The sequence below is a fragment of the Nocardia terrae genome (genome assembly GCF_009760405.1).
In the GTDB taxonomy this organism is placed as follows: Bacteria; Actinomycetota; Actinomycetes; order Mycobacteriales; family Mycobacteriaceae; genus Nocardia; species Nocardia terrae.
This window is the reverse complement of record NZ_WRPP01000017.1, coordinates 76,147-102,684: the sequence shown is the minus strand read 5'-3', so window position 1 is coordinate 102,684 and position 26,538 is coordinate 76,147. Positions and strand designations below refer to the sequence as shown.

Genomic DNA, 26,538 nt, shown 5'->3' with positions numbered 1-26,538 from the left:
GGTCGCCGCGCTGTTGCGGCGTGACCGGCGGCAGTTCGATGACGGATTCGGCGTCGGAGGCGCGGATCCGGGCGGCGAGCCCCGCGACCGTGGCGTCCTCGAAGACGGCGCGCAGCGGAATCCGCACGCCGGTGGTCTGGGCCAGGCGCGCCACCAGTTGGGTGGCGATGAGGGAGTTGCCGCCCAGAGTGAAGAAGTCGTCGTCGGCGCCAGCGCGGGGGGCGCCGAGCAGCCCGGCGAACACCTCCGCGACCATCCGCTCCTCGGGGCCGGTCGGTGCGCGGAACGCGGTGGCGGCGGCCGCCGGGAGGGGCAGCGCGCCGCGATCGAGCTTGCCGGAGGAGTTGACCGGGAAGGTGTCCAGCAGCACGAAGACGGCGGGCACCATGTAGACCGGGAGCCGCTGGGCGAGCTCGGTTTTCATCTCGAGCGGCGACGGTGCGGCACCCGCGACGGGCACCAGGTAGGCGACCAGCTGGGCGTCTCTGACCACGACCACGGCCTGCGCGACCGAATCCATGGCGGTGAGCGCGGCCTCGATCTCGCCGAGCTCGATGCGCAGGCCGCGCAGCTTCACCTGGAAGTCGGTGCGGCCCAGGTATTCCAGCTCCCCGGCGCGGTTCCACTTGACCAGGTCGCCGGTGCGGTACATGCGCTCGCCGGCGGCGAAGGGGTTGGCCACGAAGCGATCCGCCGACAGGTCCGGTCGCGCGACGTAGCCGCGGGCCAGCTGGCGACCGGCCAGGTAGAGCTCGCCCGCGACACCGACCGGGACCGGGCGCAGGCGCGAATCCAGCACGTAGAGCTGGGTGTTGAAGACCGGGCGGCCGATCGGCACGTCGTGGACGTCGGCGTCGACCACGCGGTGGTAGGCCACCTCGACGGCGGCTTCGGTCGGACCGTACAGGTTGTGCAGCTCCGCACCGGTGAGCTCGCGCAGTTTGTGCGCCGACTTCGGGGCGAGCGCCTCGCCCGAGGCGAAGACCATGCGCAGGCCGGTGCAGTGCGCGGCGGCCTCTTCGGCCACGAACACCGCGAGCATGGAAGGCACGAAGTGGGCGACCGTAATGCCCTCGCGGGCGATCAGTTCCGCGATGTACACCGGGTCGCTGTGGCCCTCCGGCTTCGCGATCACCAGGCGTGCGCCGATCTGCAGCGGCAGGAAGAACTCCGGCACCGAGACGTCGAAGGTCATCGGCGTCTTCTGCAGCATGACGTCGGCGGCGGTCAGGTCGTAGACGGCCCGCATCCAGGTCAGGCGGTTCACGATCGAGGCGTGCGAGACGGCCACGCCCTTCGGGCGGCCGGTCGAGCCGGAGGTGAAGATGACGTAGGCGGTGTTCGAATCCCGGAGCGGGGCAATGCGGTCCGCGTCGGTCAGCGGCTCGTCGGAGTAGCCGACCAGATCGAGCAGGTCGATGCGCACCTGCGCGGTGTCGATGGGCAGGTCGGTGCCGGAGGTCAGCACGGTCACCGGGTCGGCGGTCTCGAGGATGTAGTCCATGCGATCGGCCGGGTGGTCGGGGTCCAGCGGCAGGTAGCCGGCTCCGGCCACGCTCACCGCGTACATGCCGACGACCAGGTCGATGGATCGGCGCATGCCCAGCGCCACCAGCGATTCCGGGCCGACGCCCTCGGCGATCAGCCAGCGCGCCAGTCGGCGGACGCGGGCCGCGAAGTCGGCGTAGGACAGACTCGTCCCCTCGAAGGTGAGGGCGGTCGCGTCGGGGGTGCGAGCGACACGGGCTTCGAACAAGGCGGGCAGCGTCATGACGCCGTCCTCCGTCATTCCGGCGTGCTCTCGGCCTGAATCCACGCCGGATCCGCCAGAGCGCAGTGGATCCCGGCCAAGGGTCTGCCGGGATGACGAGGGGCGGCTCGCGCTCAACGCGGCGGCTACGTCGAAGGCGGTGTCGTTCCAGGCCCGGACGACCATTTCTCGCTCGACCGCACCGAGCACGTCGAGGTCGCCGACCAGGACGTCGGCGTCTGCGGCCACCGCCGCCAGAATCCGGCCCAAACGCTCGGCGAGAGCGGCGGCGGTCTCGGCGTCGAAGAGTTCGCTCGCGTAGCGCAGGTTGCCGGTCAGCCCGGCCTGCTCCCCCAGCTCGCCGACCACCAGGTGCAGGTCGAACTTCACTGTCGGGTCATCGATTTCGACCGGAGAGACGGTCAGCTCCGGCAGCGCGAAGGTGCTCGCCCCGTCCATGCGGGCCGCGTCGGTGAACGACAGCATGACCTGGGCCAGCGGCGACGCACCGGTGGTGCGGTCCACGGCCAGGGCGTCCACGATGCGCTCGAAGGGCAGCTCGGCGTGGGCGAAGGCGGCTAGGTCGGCGGCGCGGACCCGGCCCAGCAGGTCGGCGAAGGACAGGTCGCTGTCGACCTGGGTGCGCAGCACCAGGGTGTTGACGAACATGCCGATGAGGGCGTCGAGTTCGCGCTCGCCGCGGCCGCCGATCGGCGAGGCCACGGCCACGTCGGCGGTGCCGCAGCTGCGGGCCAGCAGGGTCGCGAAGGCGGCGTGCACGACCATGAACATGGTGACGCCGTGCGCCCGGGCCAGTTCGCGGAGTTTCGTGGCGACGGCTTCGTCGATCGAGAACTGCACGGAGGCACCGGCATTGGTGGGCACGGCGGGGCGCGGACGGTCGACCGGCAGCGCCAGCTGCGGAGGCAGGCCCGCGAGCGTGCTGCGCCAGAAGTCGAGCTGCTGATGGGCCAGCGAGCCGGATTCCCGCTCGTCGCCGAGCAATTCGTGCTGCCAGAGGCTGTAGTCGGCGTATTGCACCGGCAGCGGTTCCCAGGCGGGGTCGGCGGCCAGCAGCCGGGCGGTGTAGGCGCGCATGAGGTCCGCGATCAGCGGCTGCAGTGACAGGGCGTCGGCCGCGATGTGGTGCACGACCACGGCCAGGACGTATTCGGCCGTCTCCGGGGTGCGGTCGGCGTCTTCGTCGTCGAGAACGAAAAGTCCGATGCGCGAGGGCAGTTCGGCGGTCACATCGAAGCCAGCGGTGGCGAAGGCGGCGATCACGCCGCTGAGCTCCGAGGCGGTGACCGGTACGGGGTTCAGGCTCAGCCCGATGTCGGCCACGTCCAGAATCTGCTGGTACGGGCCGGATTCCGAGTCCGGGTAGAGGGTGCGCAGGGATTCGTGGCGGGCCAGCACATCCAGCGTGGCCAGTTCCAGCGCCGCGATGTCCAGCCCGCCGCGTAGTCGCAGCACGATCGGCAGGTTGTAGACGCTGCTTTCGCCGTCTTCGGCCTCGACGCGGTTGAGGAACCACAGGCGCTGCTGGGCGGGCGAGAGCGGGATGCGCTCGGGACGCGGGCGGGCGGTCAGGACCGGGCGAGCCGCATCGGGATTCGCGGCGACCAGGGCGGCGGCCAGGCTCTCGACGCCGGAAGCCTCGAACAGCAGACGCACCGGGACGCGGGCGCCGAGCTCGGCGCCCAGCCGGGCGGTCACCCGGGCGGCGTCGAGGGAGCTGCCGCCGAGGGCGAAGAAGTCATCGTCCAGGCCGACGCGGTCGGCGTGCAGCACCTCGGCGAACACGGCCGCGACCAAACGCTGGGCGGCGTCCACGGGGGCGCGGAAGTCCTTGGCGCGCAGTTCCGGAACCGGCAGGGCCTTGCGGTCGAGCTTGCCGCTGGAGTTGAGCGGGAGTTCTGGGAGCGCCATGAGCGCGGTGGGCACCATGTAGGACGGGAGGACGCGGGTCAGCCCATCGCGCAGGGTTTCCGGGTCCAGGTCGACGCCGGGCGCCGCGACCACGTATCCGGCCAGATAGTCACCGGTTTCGGCGGTGACGAGCCGGACCGCGGCCTGCGAGACCCCGGCCGCCAGCAGCAGTGCGCTCTCGATCTCGGCCAGCTCGATGCGCTGGCCGCGGAACTTGATCTGGAAGTCCAAGCGCTCCAGGTAGACCAGCTCGCCGTCCTCGGTCCACTTCACCAGGTCGCCGGTGCGGTACATGCGTTCGCCGGGGCGGCCGAACGGGTTGGCCACGAACCGGTCCGAGGTCAGATCGACCCGGCCGTGGTAGCCGCGGGCCAGCTGCGAACCCGCCAGATACAACTCGCCCGGCACCCCGATGGCCACCGGGTGCAGGCGCGAATCCAGCACGAACACCTGGGAATTCCACTCCGGCTCACCGATCGGCACGGTGAGGGAATCCGAGCGGTGGGCTTCGCGGAAGGTGATGGACACCGCGGCCTCGGTCGGGCCGTACAGGTTGTGGACCCCGGCGTCGCTGACCGCCCAGAAGGCGGCGACGGTCTCCGGCGGCAGGGCCTCGCCGATGACGAAGACATCGCGCAGCGAATCGAGTTCGCCCGGTTCGGCGTGCGCGGCGAACACCGAGAGCATGGAGGGCACGAAGTCGGTCAGCGTGACCCGGTGCCGGGCAATGGTTTCGGCGATGTAGCGGGGGTCGCGGTGGCCGTCGGGGGTGGCGACCACCAGGGTCGCGCCCGTGCGCAGCGGCAGGAAGTAGCCCCACAGCGAGACGTCGAAGGTGGTGGCGGTCTTCTGCAGGTAGACGTCCTGGCCGCGCACCCCGTATTCGGCCTGCATCCAGGCCAATTGGTTGGCGATGGCGCGGTGGGTGACCGCGACGCCCTTGGGCTTGCCGGTGGAGCCGGAGGTGAAGAGCACATAGGCGGGGTGCTCGGGGTGCAGCGCGGCCGCGCGTTCACGGTCGGAGATCTTGCCGCCGGAGTATGCGGTCAGATCCAGGTCGTCGACGTAACGCAGTGGGATATCGACGGTTTCGGGCAGGGTAAAGCCGTCGAGCCGGGTGGTGAGCACGGAGTGCGGCCCGGCGGTGGTGAGGATGTGGCCGACACGTTCGGCCGGGTGGGACGGATCGATCGGGACGTACGCGCCGCCGGCGCGCAGCACCGCGTACATGGCGATCACGAGCTCGACCGAGCGCGCCATGGCCAGCACCACGAGGGATTCCGGGCCGACACCGGTCTCGATCAGGTAGCGCGCCAGGCGATTCGCGCGCTCGGAGAACTCGGCGTAGGTCAGCTCGGTGTCGCCGAAGACCAGGGCGCGGGCGTTCGGGGTGCGCGCCGCCTGGGCGTCGAAACCCTGGTGCAGGAACTGATCGGGGACGCGGGAGCCGGTCGCGTTCCAGCTCGAGGTGACGTAGTCGTACTCGCCCGCGTCCAGCAGTTCGATATCGCCGACCGGGACCGCGGCGTCGGCGGTGGCGGCGGTCAGCAGGCGGGTGAACTTGGCGGCGAACTCGCGCACCGTGTGGTCGTCGAAAAGGTCGGTGGCGTAGTTGTATTGGACGCGGTAGCGGTCACCGTCGGAGATCACGGTGAGCTGCAGATCGAACTTGGCGATGCCCGGATCGAAGTCCAGGCCCTCGGCGCTGAGCCCCGGCAGCGCGGCGCTGATCTCACCGAGGTTCTGCATGAACAGCGCCACTTGGAACAGCGGGTGGCGGTTGCGGGCGCGCGGCGGGTTGAGCACCTCCACCAGGCGCTCGAAGGGCACGTCGCGGTGGGCGAAGGCACGCAGATCCCGGTCGCGCACATGGCCGATCAGCGCGGCGAAGGAATCCGCGCCGCGCACGTCGGTGCGCAGCACCAGGGTGTTGACGAACATGCCGACCAGGTCGTCGAGGGCCTGGTCGCCGCGCCCCGCGACCGGGGTGCCGATGGCGATGTCGGTGGTGCCCGAGAGCCGGGCCAGCACGGCGGCCAGCGCGGCGTGCAGCACCATGAACGGGGTGGCGCGGTGCTCGGCGGCCACCCGGTCGACCGCGGCGCGCAGCTCGGCGTCGAGGACGGTGTCGAAGGACGCGCCCCGGAAGGTCGAGTCCGCCGGGCGCGGGCGATCCGCGGGCAGGTCGAGCTGGGCGGGCAGCTCGGCGAGTTCGTCGGCCCAGAAGGCGATCTGGCGGGCGGACACCGAGTCCGGGTCGGCCTCATCGCCCATCCAGGCGCGCTGCCACAGCGCGTAGTCGGCGTACTGCACGGCCAGCGGCTCGTACTGCGGGCGCTGGCCCTGCTGCCGGGCCATGTAGGCCATGACCAGGTCGCGCACCAGCGGTCCGATGGACGCGCCGTCGGCGGCGATGTGGTGGGCGACCACCACCAGGGTGTGGTCGGCGGGGCCCGAACGCAGCAGCCGGGCGCGCAGCGGCACCTCGGCGGTGACGTCGAAACCCTGTGCGGCCAAGGACAGTACGGTCGCGGCCAGCTGGTCCTCGGGGACCTCGCGCGGGGTCAGGTCCACCGCGGCGGCGGGCAGCACCACTTGGGCCGGGCCCGCCTCGGCGGCCGGGTAGTAGGTGCGCAGCGACTCGTGACGCTCGATGACATCGGCGAAAGCCGCGGCCAGCGCCGCGGTGTCGAGGTCGCCGCGCAGGCGCAGCGCGAACGGCACGTTGTCGACCGCGGAGGGATCGAATTCGTCGGCGGCCGGGTCGTATTCGCTGCGCGCGAAGTGGTTGAGGAACCACATGCGCTGCTGGGCGGGCGAGAGCGGAATGTGGTCGGGACGCGGCCCGGCGGTCAGCGGCGGGCGGGCCGCCGCGCTCGCCGCCTCGCCCAGGGCCGCCAGCGCGGCCACGGTCGGGCGCTCGAAGAAGTCGCGCACGTCCACGGTGGCGCCCAGCGCCTCGCGGATGCGGGCGATCGCGCGGGTCGCGATGAGCGAATTGCCGCCCAGAGTGAAGAAGTCGTCGTCCGCGCCGACCGTCGCCGGGTCGAGTTCGAGCAGGTCGGCGAAGATGGCGGCGACGGCCTCCTCGGCCGGGGTGGCCGGGGCCCGGTAGACGGTGGCGTTCTCGGCGAAGTCCGGTTCGGGCAGGGCCCGCCGGTCGACCTTGCCGTTGACATTGAGCGGCAGCTCGGCCATCGGCACCAGCAGGGTCGGCACCATGTACTCGGGCACGAGCGTGCGCACGGTGGAAAGCACGGCGGCGCTGTCGATCTCGGTGCCCTCGGTGGCGACCACATAGCCGACCAGGGCCTGCTCGCCGCTGGGGCGGGTGTGCATCAGCACGACCGCCTGCGCGACCGCGGCGGCCTGGCGCAGCGCCGATTCCACCTCGCCGAGTTCGATGCGCAGGCCGCGCATCTTCACCTGGAAGTCGCTGCGGCCCACGTATTCCAGCTCGTCGGGGCCGCCGTCGCCGTTCACCCAGCGCACCAGGTCGCCGGTGCGGTACATGCGGTCGCCCTCGGGGCCCTCGGGGTTGGCCACGAAGCGTTCGGCGGTGAGGCCGGCGCGGCCGAGGTAGCCGCGCGCCAATTGCGGTCCTGCCACGTACAGTTCGCCCACCACGCCGACCGGCACGGGGCGCAGATCCTCGTCGAGCACCAGCAGTTCGACATCGTCGCCGGGGATGCCGATCGGGATGCTGTCGACATCGGCGCCGGTGACCTCGTGGGCGGTGGCGAGCACGGTGGATTCGGTGGGGCCGTACACGTCGAACAGGGTCGCGCCGCTGACGCTGCGGAAGTCAGCGGCGATGCTCACGGGTACGGTCTCGCCACCGGTCAGCAGGTAGCGCAGGGAATCGGGCATGTCCTCGCCGCTGCGCTGCACCTCGGCCAGCAATGCCGCCAGCATCTGGGTCACGAAAAAGGTGGTGGTGACCTCCGATTCGCGGATCAGGCGCAGCAGGTAGGCGGGATCCAGGTGGCCCTGCGGCGCGGCGACCACGGCCCGGGCCCCGGTCTGCAGGGGCCAGAAGATCTCCCACACCGAGGCGTCGAAGGTGGTGGAGGTCTTGAACAGCACCGCGTCCTGCTCGGTGAGCCGGAACTGCCGCTGCTGCCAGCGCAGGAACGCGATGACCGCGCGGTGCGGGATGGCGACGCCCTTGGGGCGGCCGGTGGAGCCGGAGGTGAAGATGACGTAGGCGAGATTGTCGGGTCCGGGCTGCGGCAGCTCCGGATCGTCGGCCGGGGAGGGAACATCGTCACCGTCGATGCCGTATTCCCGTGCGTTGCGCTCGAATTCGTCGATGCGCAGCACGGGGACGTCGACTTCGAAGTCCGGCTGGTCGGCGGTGGTGAGCACGACCGCCGGGCGCGCCACCTCGAGCACGTAGGAGGTGCGCTCGGCCGGGTGGTCCGGGTCGATCGGCACGTACGCGCCGCCCGCCTCGAGGATGGCGTACATGCCGACCAGCAGCTCGAACGAGCGTCGCACCGCGAGGCCCACCAGCACGTCCGGGCCCACGCCCAGACCGCGCAGGTGGCGGGCGAGAACCGTGACCCGGGTGGCGAATTCGGCGTAGGTGAGGGTCTCGCCCTCGAATTCCAGGGCCACCGCGTCGGGGGTGCGCCGGACCTGTTCGCGGAACTGGGTGCTCAGCGTCTCGACCGGGGCCAGCTTCGGGTCGAGGATGTCGGCGGCGGCCAGCACGGCGTCGTCCACCAGCGACTCCAGCGCCGCGGTCAGCCCGCCCTCCTCGCCGGCCATCAGGCCGGGCAGCTGGCCCGACACCACGACCTGCATGAGCGCCTCGGGCTCGAGCGCGCCGCCCATGGCCTCGCTGAGCATGGCGATCTCGGTGGCCAGGGCCCCGTAGGCGACGCTGTCTCCCCCGTACCGCAGGGCGACGCGGTCGGCGTCCAGCTCGGCCACGATGGCTATCAGACCTGGTAGGTCGCCCACGCCGTAGGCCCGGCGCAAGACCGTGACCCGTCCGCTGCGGCTGGTGGCGATCGACTCTGCGTAATGCATCAGAGGCTTCCTTCCGACGTGCTTTCCGAGCGAAGGACCAGAGCCTGCGCGTCCGCGGTGAGCGTGCTCAGGGCCTGGAGGAGTCCGGCCGCGCCGAGGGCGGCCAGAATGCCGGGGACCAATCCGGCCAGTGCCACGTTCACCAGCGCCTCCGGCTTCGCGGCGGCGCCCATGGCGCGGGCGGTGACGGCGATCTTCTCGGCGAGATCCCGATAGGTGACGGTGTGCGCGCCGTGGATGAGGGCCACGGCGGCGGGGTCGATCGCCGCGGCGGCGGCGATCAGGGCGGGCAGGTCCGTTTCCGGCTTGCTCTGTGCGGCAGGGCGTTTGCGCTCGGCCTCGGTGCGGATGTCGATGGCGCGCACCGGGGATTCCGGGTCGGCGGCCACGGCGTCGAGCACCAGCAGCAGGCGCTGCGCCAGCAGGCGGGCGCTGTCGGCGCCGTAGATGTCGGTGGCGTACACCAGCCGCATGTCCAGGCCCACCACCTGTCCGGCCGCGTCGTGGCGTTCCATGCCGGTGAGCTGGAGGTCGAACTTGGCCTCGGTGAGCTCGGGCTCGAGCGCCTCGACCGTCAGGCCCGGCAGGGCCGCCGAGACCGGCGCCATGTTCTGGAAGGCGAAGGCCACCTGGAACAGCGGGTTCACCGCGGCCGAACGGGACCGGCCGGTGGCGGCCAGCACCGCGTCCGCCACGCGCTCGAACGGCACGTCGCCGTGGTCGAAGGCGGCCAGATCGCGGTCGCGCACCTGCCGCAGCAGATCGGTGAAGGCCAGCTTGCCGTCGATCTCGGCGCGCAGCACCACGGTGTTGACGAACATGCCGATCAGGTCGTCCAGCGCCCGCTCACCGCGACCGGCGACGGGGACGCCGATCGAGATGTCGCGCTCGCCGGACAGTTTCGACAGCAGCACCGCGAACGCGGCGTGCACCACGCCGAACAGGGTCGCGCCGTGCTCGCGGGCCAGGGCCGAGAGCCGGGCGACGGTGGCGGGCTCGACCTCGAAAGCGAGGGTCTCGCCGAGCATTTCGCGCCGGGCCGGGCGGGGCCGGTCGGTGGGCAATGCCAATTGCTCCGGAGCGGAACGCAATTCGTCCACCCAGAAGCGCAGCTGCCGCGACTGCAGGCTGTCGGGATCGGTGTCGGAGCCCAGGACCGCGCGCTGCCAGGTGGCGAAGTCGCCGTACTGGATCTCGAGGGGAGCCCAGGCGGGGGCGTCGCCGGAGCGGCGGGCGGTGTAGGCCACCACCAGGTCCCGGGTCATGGGCAGGACCGAGAAGCCGTCGGCGCTGATGTGGTGCAGCACCACGAGCAGCACGTGGTCGGTGGGGGTGATCTCGAAGAGGGTCACCCGCACCGGCGGGGCGGCGGTGACATCGAAACCGGCCGTGGCCACCTCGATCATGCGAGCGTGGATCTCGTTCTCGGACACCGCGACCGGGGTGAGCTCGCCGTCGAGTTCACCGAGCTCCAGCACCACCTGTACGGGTTCGCCGTCGATCTCGGGGTAGCGGGTGCGCAGAATCTCGTGGCGCTCCAGCACATCCCGCAGGGCCGCGGTCAGCGCGACCCGGTCGAGGTCGCCGGTGAGGCGGACCGCGGCGGGCACGTTGTAGGCGCCCGACGCCGGGTGCAGGCGGTTGAGCACCCACATGCGCTGCTGGGCCAGCGACAGCGGGGCCGGGGTGGTGTCCGCGCGGCGGGTCAGCGGGGGCAGCAGCTCCGAGCGGTCGGCGGTGGCGATCCAGTCCGCCAGACCGGCCACGGTCGGGGCGTCGAACAGCACCGAAACCGGCACTCGCACACCGAGATCCGAACCCAGCCGGGCGGCCAGGCGGGTCGCCATGAGCGAATTGCCGCCCAGGGCGAAGAAATCGGTGTCCAAGCCGATGAGGGTCTGCTCGCCGCTGCCGATGACCTCGGCGAAGCCCGCGGCGACGGCCTGTTCGAGGGCCGTCACCGGCTCGCGGTAGGCCGCTACGGCGAAGACCGGTTCGGGCAGCCGGGCCCGGTCGACCTTGCCATTGGCGTTGAGCGGCAGGGCATCCAGCACGACCAGCGCGGCGGGGATCATGTACTTCGGCAGCTCGGCGGCGAGCGCGGCGCGCAGGGTGGCCGACACGTCGTCGCGGCGGTCCTCGGCGGTGCCGGGCACCGCGACGTAGGCGACCAGCTGCGCCCCGGCGTCGGTGGTCCGGGCCACGGCCACCGCGGCGGTAACGCCCGCCTGCCGGCGCAGTGCGGTCTCGACCTCGCCGAGCTCGATGCGGAAACCGCCGATCTTGACCTGGAAGTCGGCGCGGTCGACGTATTCGAGTTCGCCGTCTGCGCGCCAGCGGACGATGTCGCCGGTCCGGTACATGCGGCCACCCGCGAACGGGTCGGCGACGAAGCGGTCGGCGGTCAGCGCCGGGCGACCGTGGTAGCCGCGGGCCAGCTGCGCGCCGGACAGGTAGAGCTCACCGGGCACGCCGATCGGGACCGGCGAGAGACGGGCGTCGAGCACGTAGACCTGGCTGTTCCACGCGGGCGAGCCGATCGGCACCGCCTGGCGGTGGTGCTCGCGCACCTCGTGGGCGGTGATGGACACCGTCGCCTCGGTGGGGCCGTAGAGGTTGAACAGCCGTGCGCCACCGGCGTTCTCGTCGAGGAACTCGGCGGCCGTGGCGGCGGGCAGCGCCTCGCCGATGGCCAGCACCGCGCGCACCGAGGCGGGCAGCGGGCCGCCGGCCAGCAGCATGCCCAGCAGCGAGGGCACCGGGTGCAGGACCGTGACGCCGTGGGTGTCGATCAGGGCGCGCAGGCGATCCGGGTCGCGCTCATCGCCCGCGGCGGAGACCAGCAGGCTGCCGCCGGTGGTGAGCGCGGACCAGAACTCCCACACCGACAGGTCGAAGGTGGCGGGGGTCTTGAGCAGGGCGCGGTCGGCCGCGCCCAGCTCGAAGGTGGCGCGCAGCCAGCTCAATTGGTTGACGATGGCCGCGTGCGGCACCGCCACGCCCTTGGGCAGGCCGGTCGAGCCGGAGGTGAAGATGACGTAGGCCGGGTGCTGCTCGCGCAGCGGGCGGACGCGCTCGGCGTCGGTGACGGGGGCGGCGGACAGGGTGGAGAGGTCCAGCGTGTCGACCTCGAGGACCGGAACCTCGGTCTCGAACGGCACACCGTCGGCGGCCGTCGTGAGAACCGCTGCCGCAGCCGCGGTTTCGACGATGTAGGCGATGCGGTCGGCCGGGTGGTCGGGATCGATCGGGACGTACGCGCCGCCCGCCTTGACCACCGCGTACATGGCGACCACCAGGTCGACGCCGCGCCGCATGGCCAGCACCACGCCGGTCTCGGGGCCGACGCCCGCCGCGATCAGGCGACGCGCCAGGCGGTTGACGCGGGCGTCGAATTCCGCATAGGTGAGCACGGTTTCGCCGTCCACGAGCGCGATCGCCTTCGGCGTCGCCGTCGCCTGGGCGTCGACCAGATCGGCCAGGGTGACCGATTCGACGGGATGCGCGGTGGCGTTCCAGTCGTGCAGGATGCGCTGCCGCAGGCCCGCGCCCAGCAGATCGATATCGCCGACGGCGGTCTCGGGCTGCGCGGCAACGGTTTCCAGTACCCGAGCCAGCGCGGCGGTGAAGCGTTGCGCGGTGGCCTCGGTGAACAGGTCGTGGGCGTAGCCCAGGGTCAGTTCCAGTCCGGCGGGCGCGCCGGTCTCGCCGTAGTGGTCGACCGCGAACAGGTGCAGATCGAATTGCGCCACGTGGGCGTCGAATTCGACCTCGCTGACGGTCAGCTCCGGCAGTCGCAGCTCGGCGCGCTCGATGTTCTGGAAGGACAGGCCCACCTGAACCAGCGGGTGCCGGGCGGTGGAGCGTGCCGGGTTGAGCACCTCCACCAGCCGCTCGAACGGGACGTCGGCATTGCCGAAGGCGGCGATGTCACCGCCGCGGACCCGGGCCAGCAACGCGGTGAACGGCTCACCTGCGCGCACCTGGGTGCGCAGCACCAGCGTGTTGACGAACATGCCGATCACGTCGTCCAGGGCGGCCTCGCCGCGGCCCGCGATCGGGGTGCCGACCGCGATGTCGGTGGTAGCGGACAGCCGCGAGAGCAGGGCCGCGAAGGCGGCGTGCACCACCATGAACAGGGTCGCGCCGTGGCGGCGGCCCAGTTCGGTGAGGCCGGCGTGCAGTTCGGCGTCGAGCGGGAGGCGAAGGTAGCTGCCGCGCAGGCTCTGTCGCGCCGGGCGCGGGTGGTCGGCGGGCAGGTCCAGCTGGTCGGGCAGGCCGGCCAGGGTCTCGCGCCAGAAGGCGAGCTGGGCGGTGGCCGTCGACTCCGGGTCGTCCTCGGAGCCGAGCAGGGCGCGCTGCCACAGCGCGTAGTCGGCGTACTGCACCGCGAGCGGCGACCACGCCGGAGCGCGGCCCGCGCGGCGGGCGTCGTAGGCCACCATGAGGTCGCGCACCAGCGGCACGATCGAGGAGCCGTCGGCCGAAATATGGTGCAGCACACCGGCGAGCACGTGCTGACCGGTGGGCGTGCCGTCGGAGGTCACCAGTCGCAGCAACTCCACCCGGATCGGCACCTCGGTGGTGACGTCGAAGGTGGTGGTGAGGATCTCGCGGATCCGCACCGGCAGCTCGTCCTCGCTGACCGGCAGCACCTTCAGCTCCGAGAAGGCTTGCGCGGCGGGCAGAATCACCTGCGCGGCGCCCTCGGGGGTCTCCGGGTAGACGGTGCGCAGTGATTCGTGGCGTTCCAGCACATCGGTGAAGGCCGCGCCCAGGGCCGCGGCGTCCAGCTCACCGGACAGCCGCAGCGCGATGGGCACGTTGTAGGCCGTGGAGGTCTGGTCGAAGCGGTTGATGAACCACATGCGCTGCTGGGCCGGGGACAGCGGGAGCCGTTCCGGGCGCTCGCCCGCGATCAGGGCGGGGCGGGCGCGGCCGGTGCTCGCGGACAGCACGGCCGCCAGCGCGGACACCGTCGGCGCTTCGAACAGGGCGCGCACACCGACCGTGGTCTCGAAGACCGCGCCGAGCCGCGCGACCGCCTTGGCGGCGACCAGCGAGCTGCCGCCGAGGGCGAAGAAGTCGTCGTCCGCGCCGACCTGCTCGACCCCGAGCAGCTCGGCGAACACGCCGGCCACCAATTCCTCTGCGGCGGTGGCCGGGCGGCGGTAGGCGGTGGCCTCGAAGACCGGGGCGGGCAGGGCGCGGTAATCGAGCTTGCCGTTGACCGTCATGGGTAGGGCGTCGAGCACCACGAAGGCGGCCGGAACCATGTAGGACGCGAGGCGGCCCGAGACGGCAGTCCGGACCTCGGCGACATCCAGGTCGGTGCCCGCGGGAACCAGGTAGGCGACCAGCTGGTCACCGCGCGCGGCGTCCCGGTCCAGCACCACGACGGCGCGACGGACCTGCGGCAGTTCGGTGATCGCGGCCTCGATCTCGCCGAGCTCGATGCGGTAGCCGCGCACCTTGACCTGAGAATCGTTGCGGCCCAGGTAGTCCACGGAACCGTCGGCGGTCCAGCGCACCAGGTCGCCGGTGCGGTACATGCGCTCGCCGGGAGCCCACGGGCAGGCCACGAAGCGATCGGCGGTCAGTGCCGCGCGCCCGCGGTAACCGCGGGCCAGCTGCGCACTCGCCACATACAGCTCGCCGACGACGCCGACCGGCACCGGCCGCAGCCGGGCATCGAGCACCCATTCCCGGACACCGGCGAACGGCGGGCCGATCACGACATGATCCGAAACGCCCAGCGGAACACTGGCGTTCACGATGACGCTGGCCTCGGTCGGGCCGTAGGCGTCCACCAGGGTGCGGCCCGCTCCGGCCCAGCGCCGGACCAGTTCGGCCGGAACGGCCTCGCCACCGACGGCGGCGACACGCAGCTGCGGCGCGTCGTGCGGATCGACGGTGCTGAGCGCCGACGGGGTCATCAGGGTGTGGGTGACACCGTGCACGCGAAGGATTTCCGCCAGTTCCGCGCCCGCCGCCGCCGAGGCCGGAGCGATGACCAGCGTCGCGGCCGAGTCGATCGCCATCAGCAGTTCACCGACGGAGATGTCGAAGGACGGGGACGACACGTGCAGCACGCGCGCCGAGGGCTCACCGAAGTAGCGCGCGGTCTGCGCGGCCGCCAGGCCCGGCAGGCCCAGGTGGGTGACCATGACGCCCTTGGGCACGCCGGTCGAGCCGGAGGTGTAGATGGCGTAGGCGACGTGCCCGGCGTGCAGCGGGCGCACCCGGGTCGCGTCGGTGATGGCGCGATCGCTGAATCCGGCGACGGCGCCGCGGAATTCGAGGTCGTCGAGCACCAGCCAGGAGATCGACTCCGGCAGCGAGGTCCGGGCGGAGGTCACCGTCAGGCCGAGCGTGGCGCCGGAGTCCGACACCATGAACGCGATGCGGTCGGCGGGGTGGGCCGGGTCGATCGGCACCCAGCCCGCGCCGGTCTTGGCGATCGCCCAGACCGCCAGCACCGAGTCCAGGCATCGGGGCATGGCGACCGCGACCAGGGTCTCGGGTCCCATGCCGCGCTGGATCAGCAGGTGCGCCAGGCGGTTCGAGATGGCGTCGAGCTCGCGGTAGGTGAGCTCACGCGCGCCGTCGACCAGCGCGATCGCGTCCGGGCGGGCCGCCACGGCGGCCGCGAACAGGTCGGGGAGGCGACGGCCGGTCTCGACCGCGCCGCCCGAGCGGGTGGTCAGCTCGGCGTACTGGGCGGGCGACAGCAGCGGCAGATCGGCCACGGCCACCGCCGGGTCGGCCACCACGGCCGCCAGCATCCGGCCGAAGCGCGCGGCCAGCTGCCGGATGCTCGCGGCGTCGAAAAGGTCGGTGGCGTAGGTGATGTCGACGGTCAGGCCCGAGGGCAGGCCCAGCTCGTCGAAGGTCTCGGTCACGGTGAACTGCAGGTCGAACTTGGCCAGTGCCAGGTCGATGGGCTCCTGCGCGACCCGCAGGCCCGGCAGTTCCAACGCGGGCAGGTCGTAGTTCTGGAAGGCCAGCGCGACCTGGTACAGCGGGTGGCGGTTCTGCAGGCGCGCGGGGGCGAGCATCTCCACCAGCCGCTCGAACGGGATGTCCGGGTGCGAGAGGGCCTCGATGTCGGTCTCGCGAGCCAGCTTCAACAGGCTGTCGAAACCGGCCTCGGGATCGATCTCGGTGCGCAGCACCAGCGTGTTGACGAACATGCCGACCAGGCCGTCGAGGGCCTGCTCGCCGCGACCGGCGACCGGGGTGCCGATGGCGATGTCGGTGGAGCCCGACAGCCGGGACAGCAGGGCGGCCAGGGCCGCGTGCACCGTGCTGAACAGCGTGGTGTCGTTGGTGCGGGCCAGGTCTCGCAGTCCCGCGTGCACCTCGGTGCAGACCGTGACGCTGACCTCGCCGCCGCGCAGCGAGGACACCGCCGGGCGCGGCCGATCGGTGGGTAGTTCCAGCAGTTCGGGCAGCCCGTCCAGGCGCTGCCGCCAGTAGCCGAGCTGGCGGTGGGCCTGCGAGCGCGGGTCGGCCTCGTCGCCCAGGCGCGCCGCCTGCCACAGCGTGTAGTCGGCGTAGTGCACCGGCAGCGGTTCCCAGCCGGGGGCGTCGCCGGAGCGCCGGGCGAGGTAGGCGGTCATGACATCGGTGGCCAGCGGGCCCAGCGAGAAGCCGTCCGCGCTGATGTGGTGGACGACGAGCACCAGCACGTGCTCGGTGTCGGAGACGCTGAACACCGCTGCGCGCACGGGGGTTTCGCGGGTCAGGTCGAAGGCGTGGCCGATCACCTCGGCCACGCGGGCCGGGATCTCGTCCTCGGTGACCCGGTCGGTGCGGAGCGCGGTGTCGGCCGAGGACAGCACGAACTGTTCGGGGCCGTCCGGGCCGTCGGGGTAGATGGTGCGCAGGGTCTCGTGACGCGAGATCACGTCCCGCAGCGCGGCATTCATGGCCTCGGTGTCCAGCGCGCCGGAGACCCGCAGCACCAGCGGGATATTGTCCGACGCCGCCGCGGCGGCCACGCCGTTCTCGTCGGCGTGGTAGCGGTTGAGGAACCACATGCGGCGCTGGGCGTCCGAGAGCGGCAGCCGCTCGGGGCGCGGGCCCGCGATCAGCGGGAGCTGGTTTCCGGCACCGGATTTGGCCTCGGCGCGGGCGGCGAGCTCGGCGACGGTCGGCGCGTCGAACAGGTCGCGCACCGACAGTTCGGCCTCCAGGGCCGCACCCACCCGGGCCACCGCCCGCGCCGCCAGCAGCGAGCTGCCGCCGCGGGCGAAGAAATCGTCGTGCGCGCCGACGCGTTCGACGCCGAGCAGGTCGGCGAAGACGCCCGCCACGACCTCCTCGGCCACGGTCTGCGGGGCGCGGTAGACGGCCGTCTCGAAGACCGGGGCGGGCAGCGCGGCGCGGTCCAGCTTGCCGGAGGCGTTGAGCGGGAAGGCATCCAGCACCACGAAGGCGGCCGGGATCATGTAACCCGGCAGGGTGCCGCCGAGCGCCGCCTTGATCGCGTTCAGGTCCAGCGCGATGCCGGGCTCGGGCAGCAGGTATCCGGCCAGCTGATCACCGGCGTGCGGGTCGTTGCGCACCACGACGACGGCCTGATGCACACCCGGCTGGCCCAGCAGCGCGGCCTCGATCTCGCCCAGTTCGATGCGCAGGCCGCGCAGCTTCACCTGGAAATCGGTGCGGCCCAGGTAGATCAGTTCACCGTCGGCGGTCCAGGTGACCAGATCACCGGTGCGGTACATGCGCTCGCCCGCGGCGAAGGGGTTGGCCACGAAGCGATCCGCCGACAGGTCCGGACGGAACAGGTAGCCGCGGGCCAGCTGATCACCGGCCAGGTAGAGCTCGCCCGCGACACCGGGCGCGACCGGGTTCAGGCGCGAGTCGAGCACGAAGGTGCGGGTGTTCCACACCGGGCGGCCCATGGGCACGAACGCGGTGTCGGTGTCGGTGACCTCGTGGGCGGTGACCTCCACGGCCGCCTCGGTCGGGCCGTACAGGTTGTGCAGGCGCGCGCCGGTCAGCTCGCGCAGCTTGGCGGCGGTGCCGACGGGCAGGCCCTCACCGGAGCAGAACACCTGACGCAGGCCGGTGCAGTGCGCGGCCGCCGGTTCGGTCACGAAGACCGCCAGCATGGACGGCACGAAGTGGGCGAGGGTGACGCCGGTGCGAACGATCAACTCGGCCAGGTACTTCGGGTCGCGGTGGCCGTCGGGCGCGGCCACCACCAGGCGGGCGCCGATCTGCAAGGGCCAGAAGAACTCCCACACCGAGACGTCGAAGGTGAAGGGCGTCTTCTGCAGGACCACGTCGGCGGGGGTCAGGCCGTAGCGGGCCTGACCCCACACCAAGCGGTTCACCACCGCGGCATGCGAGACCGCCACGCCCTTGGGGCGGCCCGTGGAGCCGGAGGTGAAGATCACGTAGCAGGCGTTCGACTCGCGCAGCGGCGCACGGCGATCCGCGTCGGTGAGCGGGGTCGCCGCGTAGCCGTCGAGGTCGACGGTGTCGATGGCCAGCACGGGGATGTCGCGGCTCGTGGTGAAACCGTCACGGGCCGTGGTGAGGATGATGACCGGGCCCGCCGCGTCGAGGACGTAGTCGGTGCGCTGCTCGGGCTGGTCGGGGTCCACCGGGACGTACGCGCCGCCGGCGGCGAGGATCGCGTACATGCCGACGAGCAGTTCGGTGGAGCGGCGGATCGCCAGTGCCACACGGGATTCCGGGCCGACGCCGGACTCGGCGAGCTTGCGGGCCAGGCGGTGCACGCGGTCGGCGAACTCGCCGTAGGACAGAGTTGTCCCGTCGAATTCGATCGCGGGGGCGTCGGGGCTGGTCAGCGCGCGGGCGTCGAACAGAGCGACCAGGGTCGCGGGGGTGGTCTCGCCCGACGCGTCTACCGGCAGCAGGGCGCGGATGTCGTGGGCGGTGTCGTTCCAGCCCGACAGCACCCGGGACCGTTCGTCGGCGGTCAGCAGGTCGATGTCGCCGACCGGGCGGTCCGGGGCGGCGGTGACCGCGTCCAGCACCAGGTCCAGCCGCCGGGCGAACGCGGCGACGGTGGCCTCGTCGAAAAGGTCGGTGGCATAGGTGAACACCGCGTCCAGCCCGCCCGCGGCCAGGTCCTCCGACAGCGACAGCTGCAGGTCGAACTTGGCGATGCCGGGATCCAGCTCGAGCCGCGTCGCCGAGAGACCGTCCAGTTCGAGGGTGGCCCGCGTGGTGTTCCGCAGGTCCAGGGCGACCTGGAACAGCGGGTGCCGGGCCTGCGAGCGCATCGGGCTGAGCACCTCGACCAGGCGCTCGAACGGCACGTCCGCGTGTGCGAAGGCACGCAGGTCGGCCTCGCGGACCTGGGCCAGCAGCTCCCGGAACGAGCGGTGCGGAGCGACCTCGGCGCGCAGCACGAGGGTGTTGACGAACATGCCGACCAGCTCGTCGAGCACCTGCTCACCGCGCCCGGCGACCACCGAGCCGATCGAGATGTCCTCGGTACCCGACAGTTTCGCCAGCAGCGTGGCGAACGCCGCGTGCAGCGCCATGAACAGGGTGGCGCGCTCGCCGTCGGCGAGATCGCGCAGGCGGGCGTGGCGCTCGGCCGAGATCGCGAAGCGGTACTCCGCACCCCGGCGGGTCGCCACGGCCGGGCGGGGGCGGTCGCCGGGCAGGTCCAGAGTCTCGGGCTGACCGGACAGCTCGGCGCGCCAGAAGCGGATCTGGTCGGCCAGCAACGACTCCGGATCATCCTCGGAGCCCAGCACCGCGCGCTGCCACAGCGTGTAGTCGGCGTACTGCACCGGCAGCGGCGTCCACCGCGGCGCCTCGCCGCCGCGCCGGGAAGCGTAGGCCAGCATGAGGTCCCGGGTCAGCGGGGCGATGGACCAGCCGTCGGCGGCGATGTGATGCACGGCCAGCACCAGCACGTGGGCGTCGGGCGCGACGCTGAGCAGGGTCAGTCGGGCGGGGACCCGCTGGTCCACCTCGAAGGGCTGCACCGCGAGCTCGAAGATCCTGGACTGCAGGTCGTTCGGGCTCACTTGTTCCGTCACCAGCGCGACACCGGCCTCCGAGACAGGCAGGACCAGCTGGTGGCCCACGCCGTCCACGGCCGGGTACACGGTGCGCAGGGTCTCGTGCCGGGACACCACGTCGGTGACCGCCGCCGCCAGCGCGTCCGCGTCCAGCGGGCCGTCGAGCCGGAGGGCCGCGACCAGGTTGTCGGCGATCGAGGCATTGTCGAAGCGGTTGAGGAACCACATGCGCTGCTGGGCGTAGGACAGCGGCACCGTGTCGGGCCGCTCCCCCGCCACCAGCGGTGTGCGCGAACCGGATCCGGCCAGCTCGGTCAGCCGCGCCGCCAGTCCGGACACATCCGACGCCTCGAAGATCAGGCGCACCGGCACCTGGGTGTCGAGGGCCGCGCCCAGGCGGGCCGCCACCTGGGTGGCGATCAGCGAGTTGCCGCCCAGCTCGAAGAAGTCGTCGTCCGCGCCCACGGCGGGCGGCGCGGCCTCGGCGACCGGGCTCGGCGGCACGGTCTCGACCGCGGCCGAGACCAGGCCCAGCACCTCGGCGAAGACCTCCGCGACGAGCGCCTCGACGGGAGTGCCGGGCGCGCGGAACTCCCGCTTGGGGAAGACCGGCGCGGGCAGGGCGCGGTAGTCCAGCTTGCCGTTGATGGTCATCGGCACGGCGTCGATCGCCATGAAGGCGGCCGGAATCATGTAGGAGGACAGGCGATTCGCGAGTGTGGCCTTCAGTTCGGCCGGTTCGAGACCCTCGCCTTCGGGCACCACGTAGGCGACGAGCTGGTCGCCGCGCGCCGCGTCGGCGTGCACGACCACCACGGCCTGGCGCACCCGCGGCAGCGCCGCCAGCGCGGCCTCGATCTCGCCGAGCTCGATGCGGTAGCCGCGCACCTTGACCTGGGAATCGTTGCGGCCCAGGTAGTCGATGGATCCCTCGACGGTCCAGCGCACCAGGTCGCCCGTGCGGTACATGCGCTCGCCCGGAGCCCACGGGCAGGCCACGAACCGGTCGGCGGTGAGGGCGGCGCGACCACGGTAACCGCGGGCCAGCTGCGCACCCGCCACATACAACTCGCCGATCATGCCCACCGCGACCGGCCGCAGCCGGGCATCGAGCACCCATTCCCGGACACCGGCGAACGGCGTGCCGATGGTCACCTGGTCCGAAGCGGACAGCGGCGCACTGGAATTCACGACCACGGTCGTCTCGGTGGGCCCATAAGCGTCGACCAGGGGGCGGCCCGCCTCGGCCCAGCGCCGCACCAGTTCGGCCGGGAGCGCCTCGCCGCCGAGGGCGATGTGCCGCAGGCCCGGCACCTCGGCGGGATCGAGGGTGCCGAAGGCGGAGGGGGTCATGATGACGTGCGTAACCCGCTGCGCGCGCACGACTTCGGCGAGCTCGGGGCCGGAGCTGACGCCCGCCGGCGCGATCACCAGCGTCGCCGGGCACTCGAGCGCCAGCACCAGCTCGGCCACCCAGATATCGAAGTTCGGGGTGGTGACCTGCAGGACCCGCGCCGACTCGGCGCCGCTGTAGCGTTCCCGCTGCGAGGCGGCCAGGGCGGACAGACCGGTGTGGCTCACCAGCACGCCCTTGGGCAGACCGGTCGAACCGGACGTGTAGATGGAGTAGGCGACATTGTCGGCGCGCAGCGGTCGTACCCGGTCCGCGTCACCGATCGGGTCGGCGGCGAATCCCGGCCAGGCACCGGCGAATCCGGGCTCGTCGAGCGCGAGCCAGGGCAGCTCGGCGGGCAGGCCGGGGCGCAGCGCCTCGGCGGTCAGGCCCAGCACCGCGCCCGAGTCCCGCAGCAGGTACGCGATGCGCTCGGCCGGGAGCGCGGGGTCCACCGGCAGCCAGCCCGCGCCGGCCTTCGCGATCGCCCAGACGGCAATGACGGTTTCGGCCGACCGCGGCAAGCCGACGGCCACCAGGTCCTCCGGTCCGATGCCACGCGCGATCAGCAGCCGCGCCAGCCGGTTGGTGGTGGCGTCGAGTTCGCCGTAGGTGAGGGTGATCTCCCCGGCGACCAGCGCGAGGCGCTCCGGGTCGGCCGCGACCGCGGCGGCCAGCAGCTCCGGCAGCAAGCGTCCGCTCGGCGCGACGCCGCCCGAACGAGTTGTCAGATCGGTGTATTCGCCGTCGGCCAGCAACGGCAGCGCGTCCACGAGGGCGCTGGGATCGGTGGTGACGGCGTCGAGCAGGCGCACGTAACGGTGCGCGAACGCCTCGACGGTGGCGGGATCGAAAAGATCCACCGCGAACTCGAACTCCGCGTGGATCCCCGCCGGTGCCGGACCTTCCCCGGGACCGGCACCGGCGAAGCTTTCGGTGACCGCGACCGACAGGTCGAACTTGGTCACCTCGGTGTCCAGAGTACCCGTCGTGGCAAGCAACCCGGGCAGTTCGAGGCTGATGTCTCCGGTGGCGGTGAAGGACAGGGCCACCTGGAACAGCGGGTGGCGGGATTGCGAGCGGGCCGGATTCAGCGCCTCGACAAGCTGTTCGAAGGGCACATCGGCGTGTGCGAAGGCGGCCAGATCCGTCTCGCGGACCCGGCGGGCGAGTTCGCGGAAACTCTGCGCGCCGTCGATCACGGTGCGCAGCGGCAGCGTGTTGACGAACATGCCGACCAGATCGTCGAGTTCGCGCGCACCGCGGCCGCCGACCGGCGTGCCGATCACGATGTCGGATTCGCCCGACAATCGCGACAGCAGCACCGCGAGCGCGGCGTGCATGAACATGAAGGTCGAAACACCCTCGGCCCGAGCCGTTTCCAAAATGCGCTCGTGCAACTCCGCGGGGAGTTCGATGCCGAGCTTGGCGCCGCGGCCGGTGGCGACCACGGGACGCGGGCGATCGGCGGGCAGGGCCAGCAGGTCGGGCGCGCCCGCCAGGGTCTGCCGCCAGTAGTCGAGCTGGGTCGACAGCAGCGAGCCCGGATCCTCGGCCGTGCCGAGGCGATCGCGCTGCCACAGCGCGTAATCGGCGTACTGCACGGCCAGCGGCTGCCAGGCCGGAGCCTGTCCCTCGCTGCGCGCGAGGTAGGCGGTGATCAGGTCGCGCGCCAGGATCGGCAGGGACAGACCGTCGGCGGCGATGTGGTGCAGCACGATCGCGATGGCGTACTCGGGGACGTCCAGGTCCTCCGCATCCACCACGACCGGACCGCCCAGTCCGCAATCCGTGGCGACACCGCCGGTGACGGTGAACAGGCGTGCGCGGAACGGGATCTCGCGCTCCAGGTCGAAGCCGCGGGCCGCGAACTCGGCCAGCCGGGCGTCCAGGTCGTCGGCGTCGCAGTCCTCCCGCGTCACCGGCTCGGCCACCGCCGCGACCGGCAGCACCTCCTGGCGCGCGAAACCGGTCGTGGTCGAGGGGAATACGGTGCGCAGCACCTCGTGCCGGTCCAGCACGTCGGCCAGCGCGGCGCGCATGGCGTCCTCGTCGGCCTCGCCGCGCAGGCGCACCACGAACGGCATGTTGTAGCCGGCGCTGCCGGTGTCGAAGCGGTTCAGGAACCAGATGCGCTGCTGCGCCGGGGACAGCGGCAGCGACTCCGGGCGCTCGCGGCGCACCAGGGCGGGGGCGTGCTGTGCCTGCGCGTCGGCGTCGAGGAACCGGTTGTCGATGACCGCGGCCAGCTCGGACACGCTGGTGGCGCTGAACATCTCGCGCACGGTCAGCGTGCTGCCCAGTTCGGCGTTCAGGCGCGAGGCCACCTGGGTGGCGATCAGGCTGTTGCCGCCCAGGGCGAAGAAGTCGTCGAGACGGCCGATCTCCGGCACGTCCAGCACTTCGCCGAACACGCGGGCCACGGTCTGCTCGGTCACGGTGACCGGAGCCTCGTGGCGGGTGGCCACCCGGACCGGTTCGGGCAGCGCCGCCCGATCCAGCTTGCCGGAGGCGTTGATCGGCAGGGCGTCGAGCACGACGTAGGCGCTCGGCACCATGTAGGCGGGCAGCGCGCGGGCGGCGGCGGCCTTGAGCCGGGTGTGGTCGAGATCGGCGGGGGCGACCACGTAGGCCACCAGCTGCTCGTCGCGCACGATCACCACCGCGCGGGTGACACCGTCCACGGCCGCCAGCACCGTCTCGATCTCGCCGAGTTCGATGCGCAGGCCGCGCACCTTGACCTGGAAATCGGTGCGGCCCAGGTACTCCACCGCGCCGTTCTCGTTCCACTCGACCAGATCGCCGGTGCGGTACATGAGTTCGCCGGGCGCGGCGAAGGGGTCGGCCACGAAGCGCTCGGCCGTCAGGCCCGGGCGCGCCATGTAACCCCGGGCGAGCTGTACCCCCGACAGATACAGCTCACCCGGGATTCCCATGGGGACCGGCCGTAGACGCGCGTCGAGCACGTACAGCCGGGTGTTGAACACCGGCGCGCCGATCGGCACGGCGGCGGTGTCCGCGGCGGTCACCTCGTGACAGGTGACCTCCACCGCGGCTTCGGTGGGCCCGTACAGGTTGTGCAGGGCCGCGCCGCCGGTCAGCTCGCGCAGACGCTGCGACACCGGGCCGAGCAGCGCCTCGCCGGAGGCGAAGAGCTGGCGGACCGTGTTGCCGGGCAGGGGTTCGCGCTCCAGCTCCGCCACGAAGGGGTCCATCATGGAGGGCACGAAATGCACTGTGGTGATGCCGTATTCGGCGATCACGGACCGCAGGTAGGCGGGGTCGCGGTGGCCGTCGGGCTGGGCCAGCACCAGCGTCGCGCCGATCTGCAGCGGGAAGTAGAGCTCCGGCACCGACACGTCGAAGGTGACCGGGGTCTTCTGCAGGAACACGTCGTCGGCGGTCAGGTCGAAGCTCTGCCGCATCCAGACCAGGCGGTTCATGATCGACGCGTGACTGACCACGACGCCCTTCGGGAGTCCGGTGGAGCCCGAGGTGAACATGACATAGGCCGGGTTCGCGGGATGCAGCGGGGCGATGCGCTCGGCGTCGGTCAGCGGCGCGGCGGAGAAATCGGCGAGCGCGTCACCGGTAAGGCCGGCCAGATCGATGACGGCACCGTCGGTTTCGGGCCGCTCCGCCTCCGCGGTGATCACCAGGGCGGGCGCGGCGGTGCGCAGAATGTGCGCGAGGCGGTCGGCCGGATGATCGGGATCCAGCGGCACGTAGGCCGCGCCCGCGGCCTGCGCGGCGTACATGGCGATCACCAGTTCCGGCGACCGGCGCAGGTGCAGGGCCACCAGCTTCTCGGGGCCGATGCCCCGCGAAATCAGGTAGCGGGCAAGGCGATTCACCCGGGCCGCGAAGGCCGCGTAGGTCAGATCGCGGGCCGGCTCCCCGGCGAAGCGCAGGGCGATGGCGTGCGGGGTGCGGGCCGCCTGCGCCTCGAACATCGACACCAGCGTGGCGGTCGGATCCACCGGGTGGCGGGTGTCGTTCCAGGTGCGCAGCACCGTCTCGCGCTCGGCCTCGGTGCAGACGTCGACCGCGTCGAAGGTGTCGGCCGGGTCCAGCTCCAGCAGGCGACCCAGGAAGTTCACGAAACGCTCGTGATGCCGGGCGGTCTCGGCCTCGCTGTACAGATTCGGGTTCACCTCGAAATCGAGGAACACCCGCTCGTTCTCGCCGTAGAAGAGGTTCAGGCTCATGTCCTCGACCGGGCTGGTCGACAACACGTGCAGGTTGGCCTGCACATCCCCGAACTCCAGGCGGGGATGGAAGAGCATGACATTGACCATCGGGCCGAACAGCGCCCGCGAGGCCGGGCTGCCCTGCAACTCGGCGTGATCGCGGCGGATGTCCTCGTGGCGGTAGCGCTGGTGGCGCAGCGCGCCGGAGATCTCCACCCGCGCCGAGGTCAGCAGCTCGCCCCAGGTGGTGTTCTCGCGCACCGGAATCCGCAGCGGCACGATATTGGACAGCATGCCGGTCGAGCGCCGCATGACCGCGGTGGTGCGGGCGGTCACCGGCAGGCTGATGACCGCCTCGTCCTTGCCGGTGAGCCGGGCCATGTAGGCCGCGAAGGCCGCGATGATCACGCCGGGAAGACCCGAATCATGCCGCGCGCCAACCGCTTCCACGCGCTCGAGCAGCTCGTCGGAGAGCATCCCGCCGACGCGGGTGTTGTCCGCGCGCACGGGAGCGGTGCGGCCCTTGAGGGTGGTGCCGCCGTCCAGTCCGGCCGTGCGCTCGAGCCAGTGCGCGCGATCGGTCCGGAAGCGGCTGCTCTCGCGGTAGTCCAGCTCGGATTCGGTGAGTTCCTGCAGCGTGCCGACTTTGGGGGCCTCGGGCTCGAGACCGCGCGCCAGATCGGTGTAGCGCCGGGCCGACCACTGCATGGTGTTCATGGCGGCGTAGCCGTCGCCGACGATGTGGTGGCCGAGGACGAACCAGAACCAGCGATGGTCGGCGACCCGGATCAGGGTCGGGGCGAAAAGCTTGCCGGTGATCATGTCCATCGGCCGGACGATCTCGGCGCGCATCCATTCATGCGCCGCCGCAATGGGATCCGGCTCCGAGCGCAGGTCCATCAGCTCGGTGTTGTGGCCGCCGGCCGGGTCCAGGTACTGGACGGGCTGCCCATCGACCTCGGCGAAGCGCAGCTGCGAGGTGCGCCAGATCGGCACGCCGTCTTCTGAGACACGCAATAGCAGATCGACATCGAAATCACCCTGGATGTCGACGTACTGGGCCATATTGAGGGGCACGTCGGGGTTGAGCAGCTGGGCGTACCAGACACCGAGCTGCGCGGGCCCGAGGGGAAACGGCGCCGAGAAATCCGATGTCGGAACTTCCTGCGGCCCGAGACCATTCGCGTCCGTACCCTGCACCAGAGCCTCCCTTGTCAT

2 protein-coding genes (1 of these 2 only partly in view) are annotated in these 26,538 nt (G+C 71.8%); both read right to left on the bottom strand.

Annotated features, from left to right (window positions below):
• A protein-coding gene (locus GPX89_RS43340) for a non-ribosomal peptide synthase/polyketide synthase (protein ID WP_157393610.1) crosses the window boundary here: on the bottom strand, positions 1 to 8,719 show its 5' end (the start). It extends 10,355 nt beyond the left edge of the window; only the first 8,719 of its 19,074 coding nucleotides appear in the window; it begins with the start codon at positions 8,717 to 8,719; the stop codon falls past the left edge of the window.
• Positions 8,719 to 26,538, bottom strand: coding sequence for a non-ribosomal peptide synthase/polyketide synthase (locus GPX89_RS43335; RefSeq protein ID WP_157393609.1), 17,820 nt, complete (start codon positions 26,536 to 26,538; stop codon positions 8,719 to 8,721). Before GPX89_RS43335 ends, GPX89_RS43340 begins: the two co-directional genes overlap by 1 nt.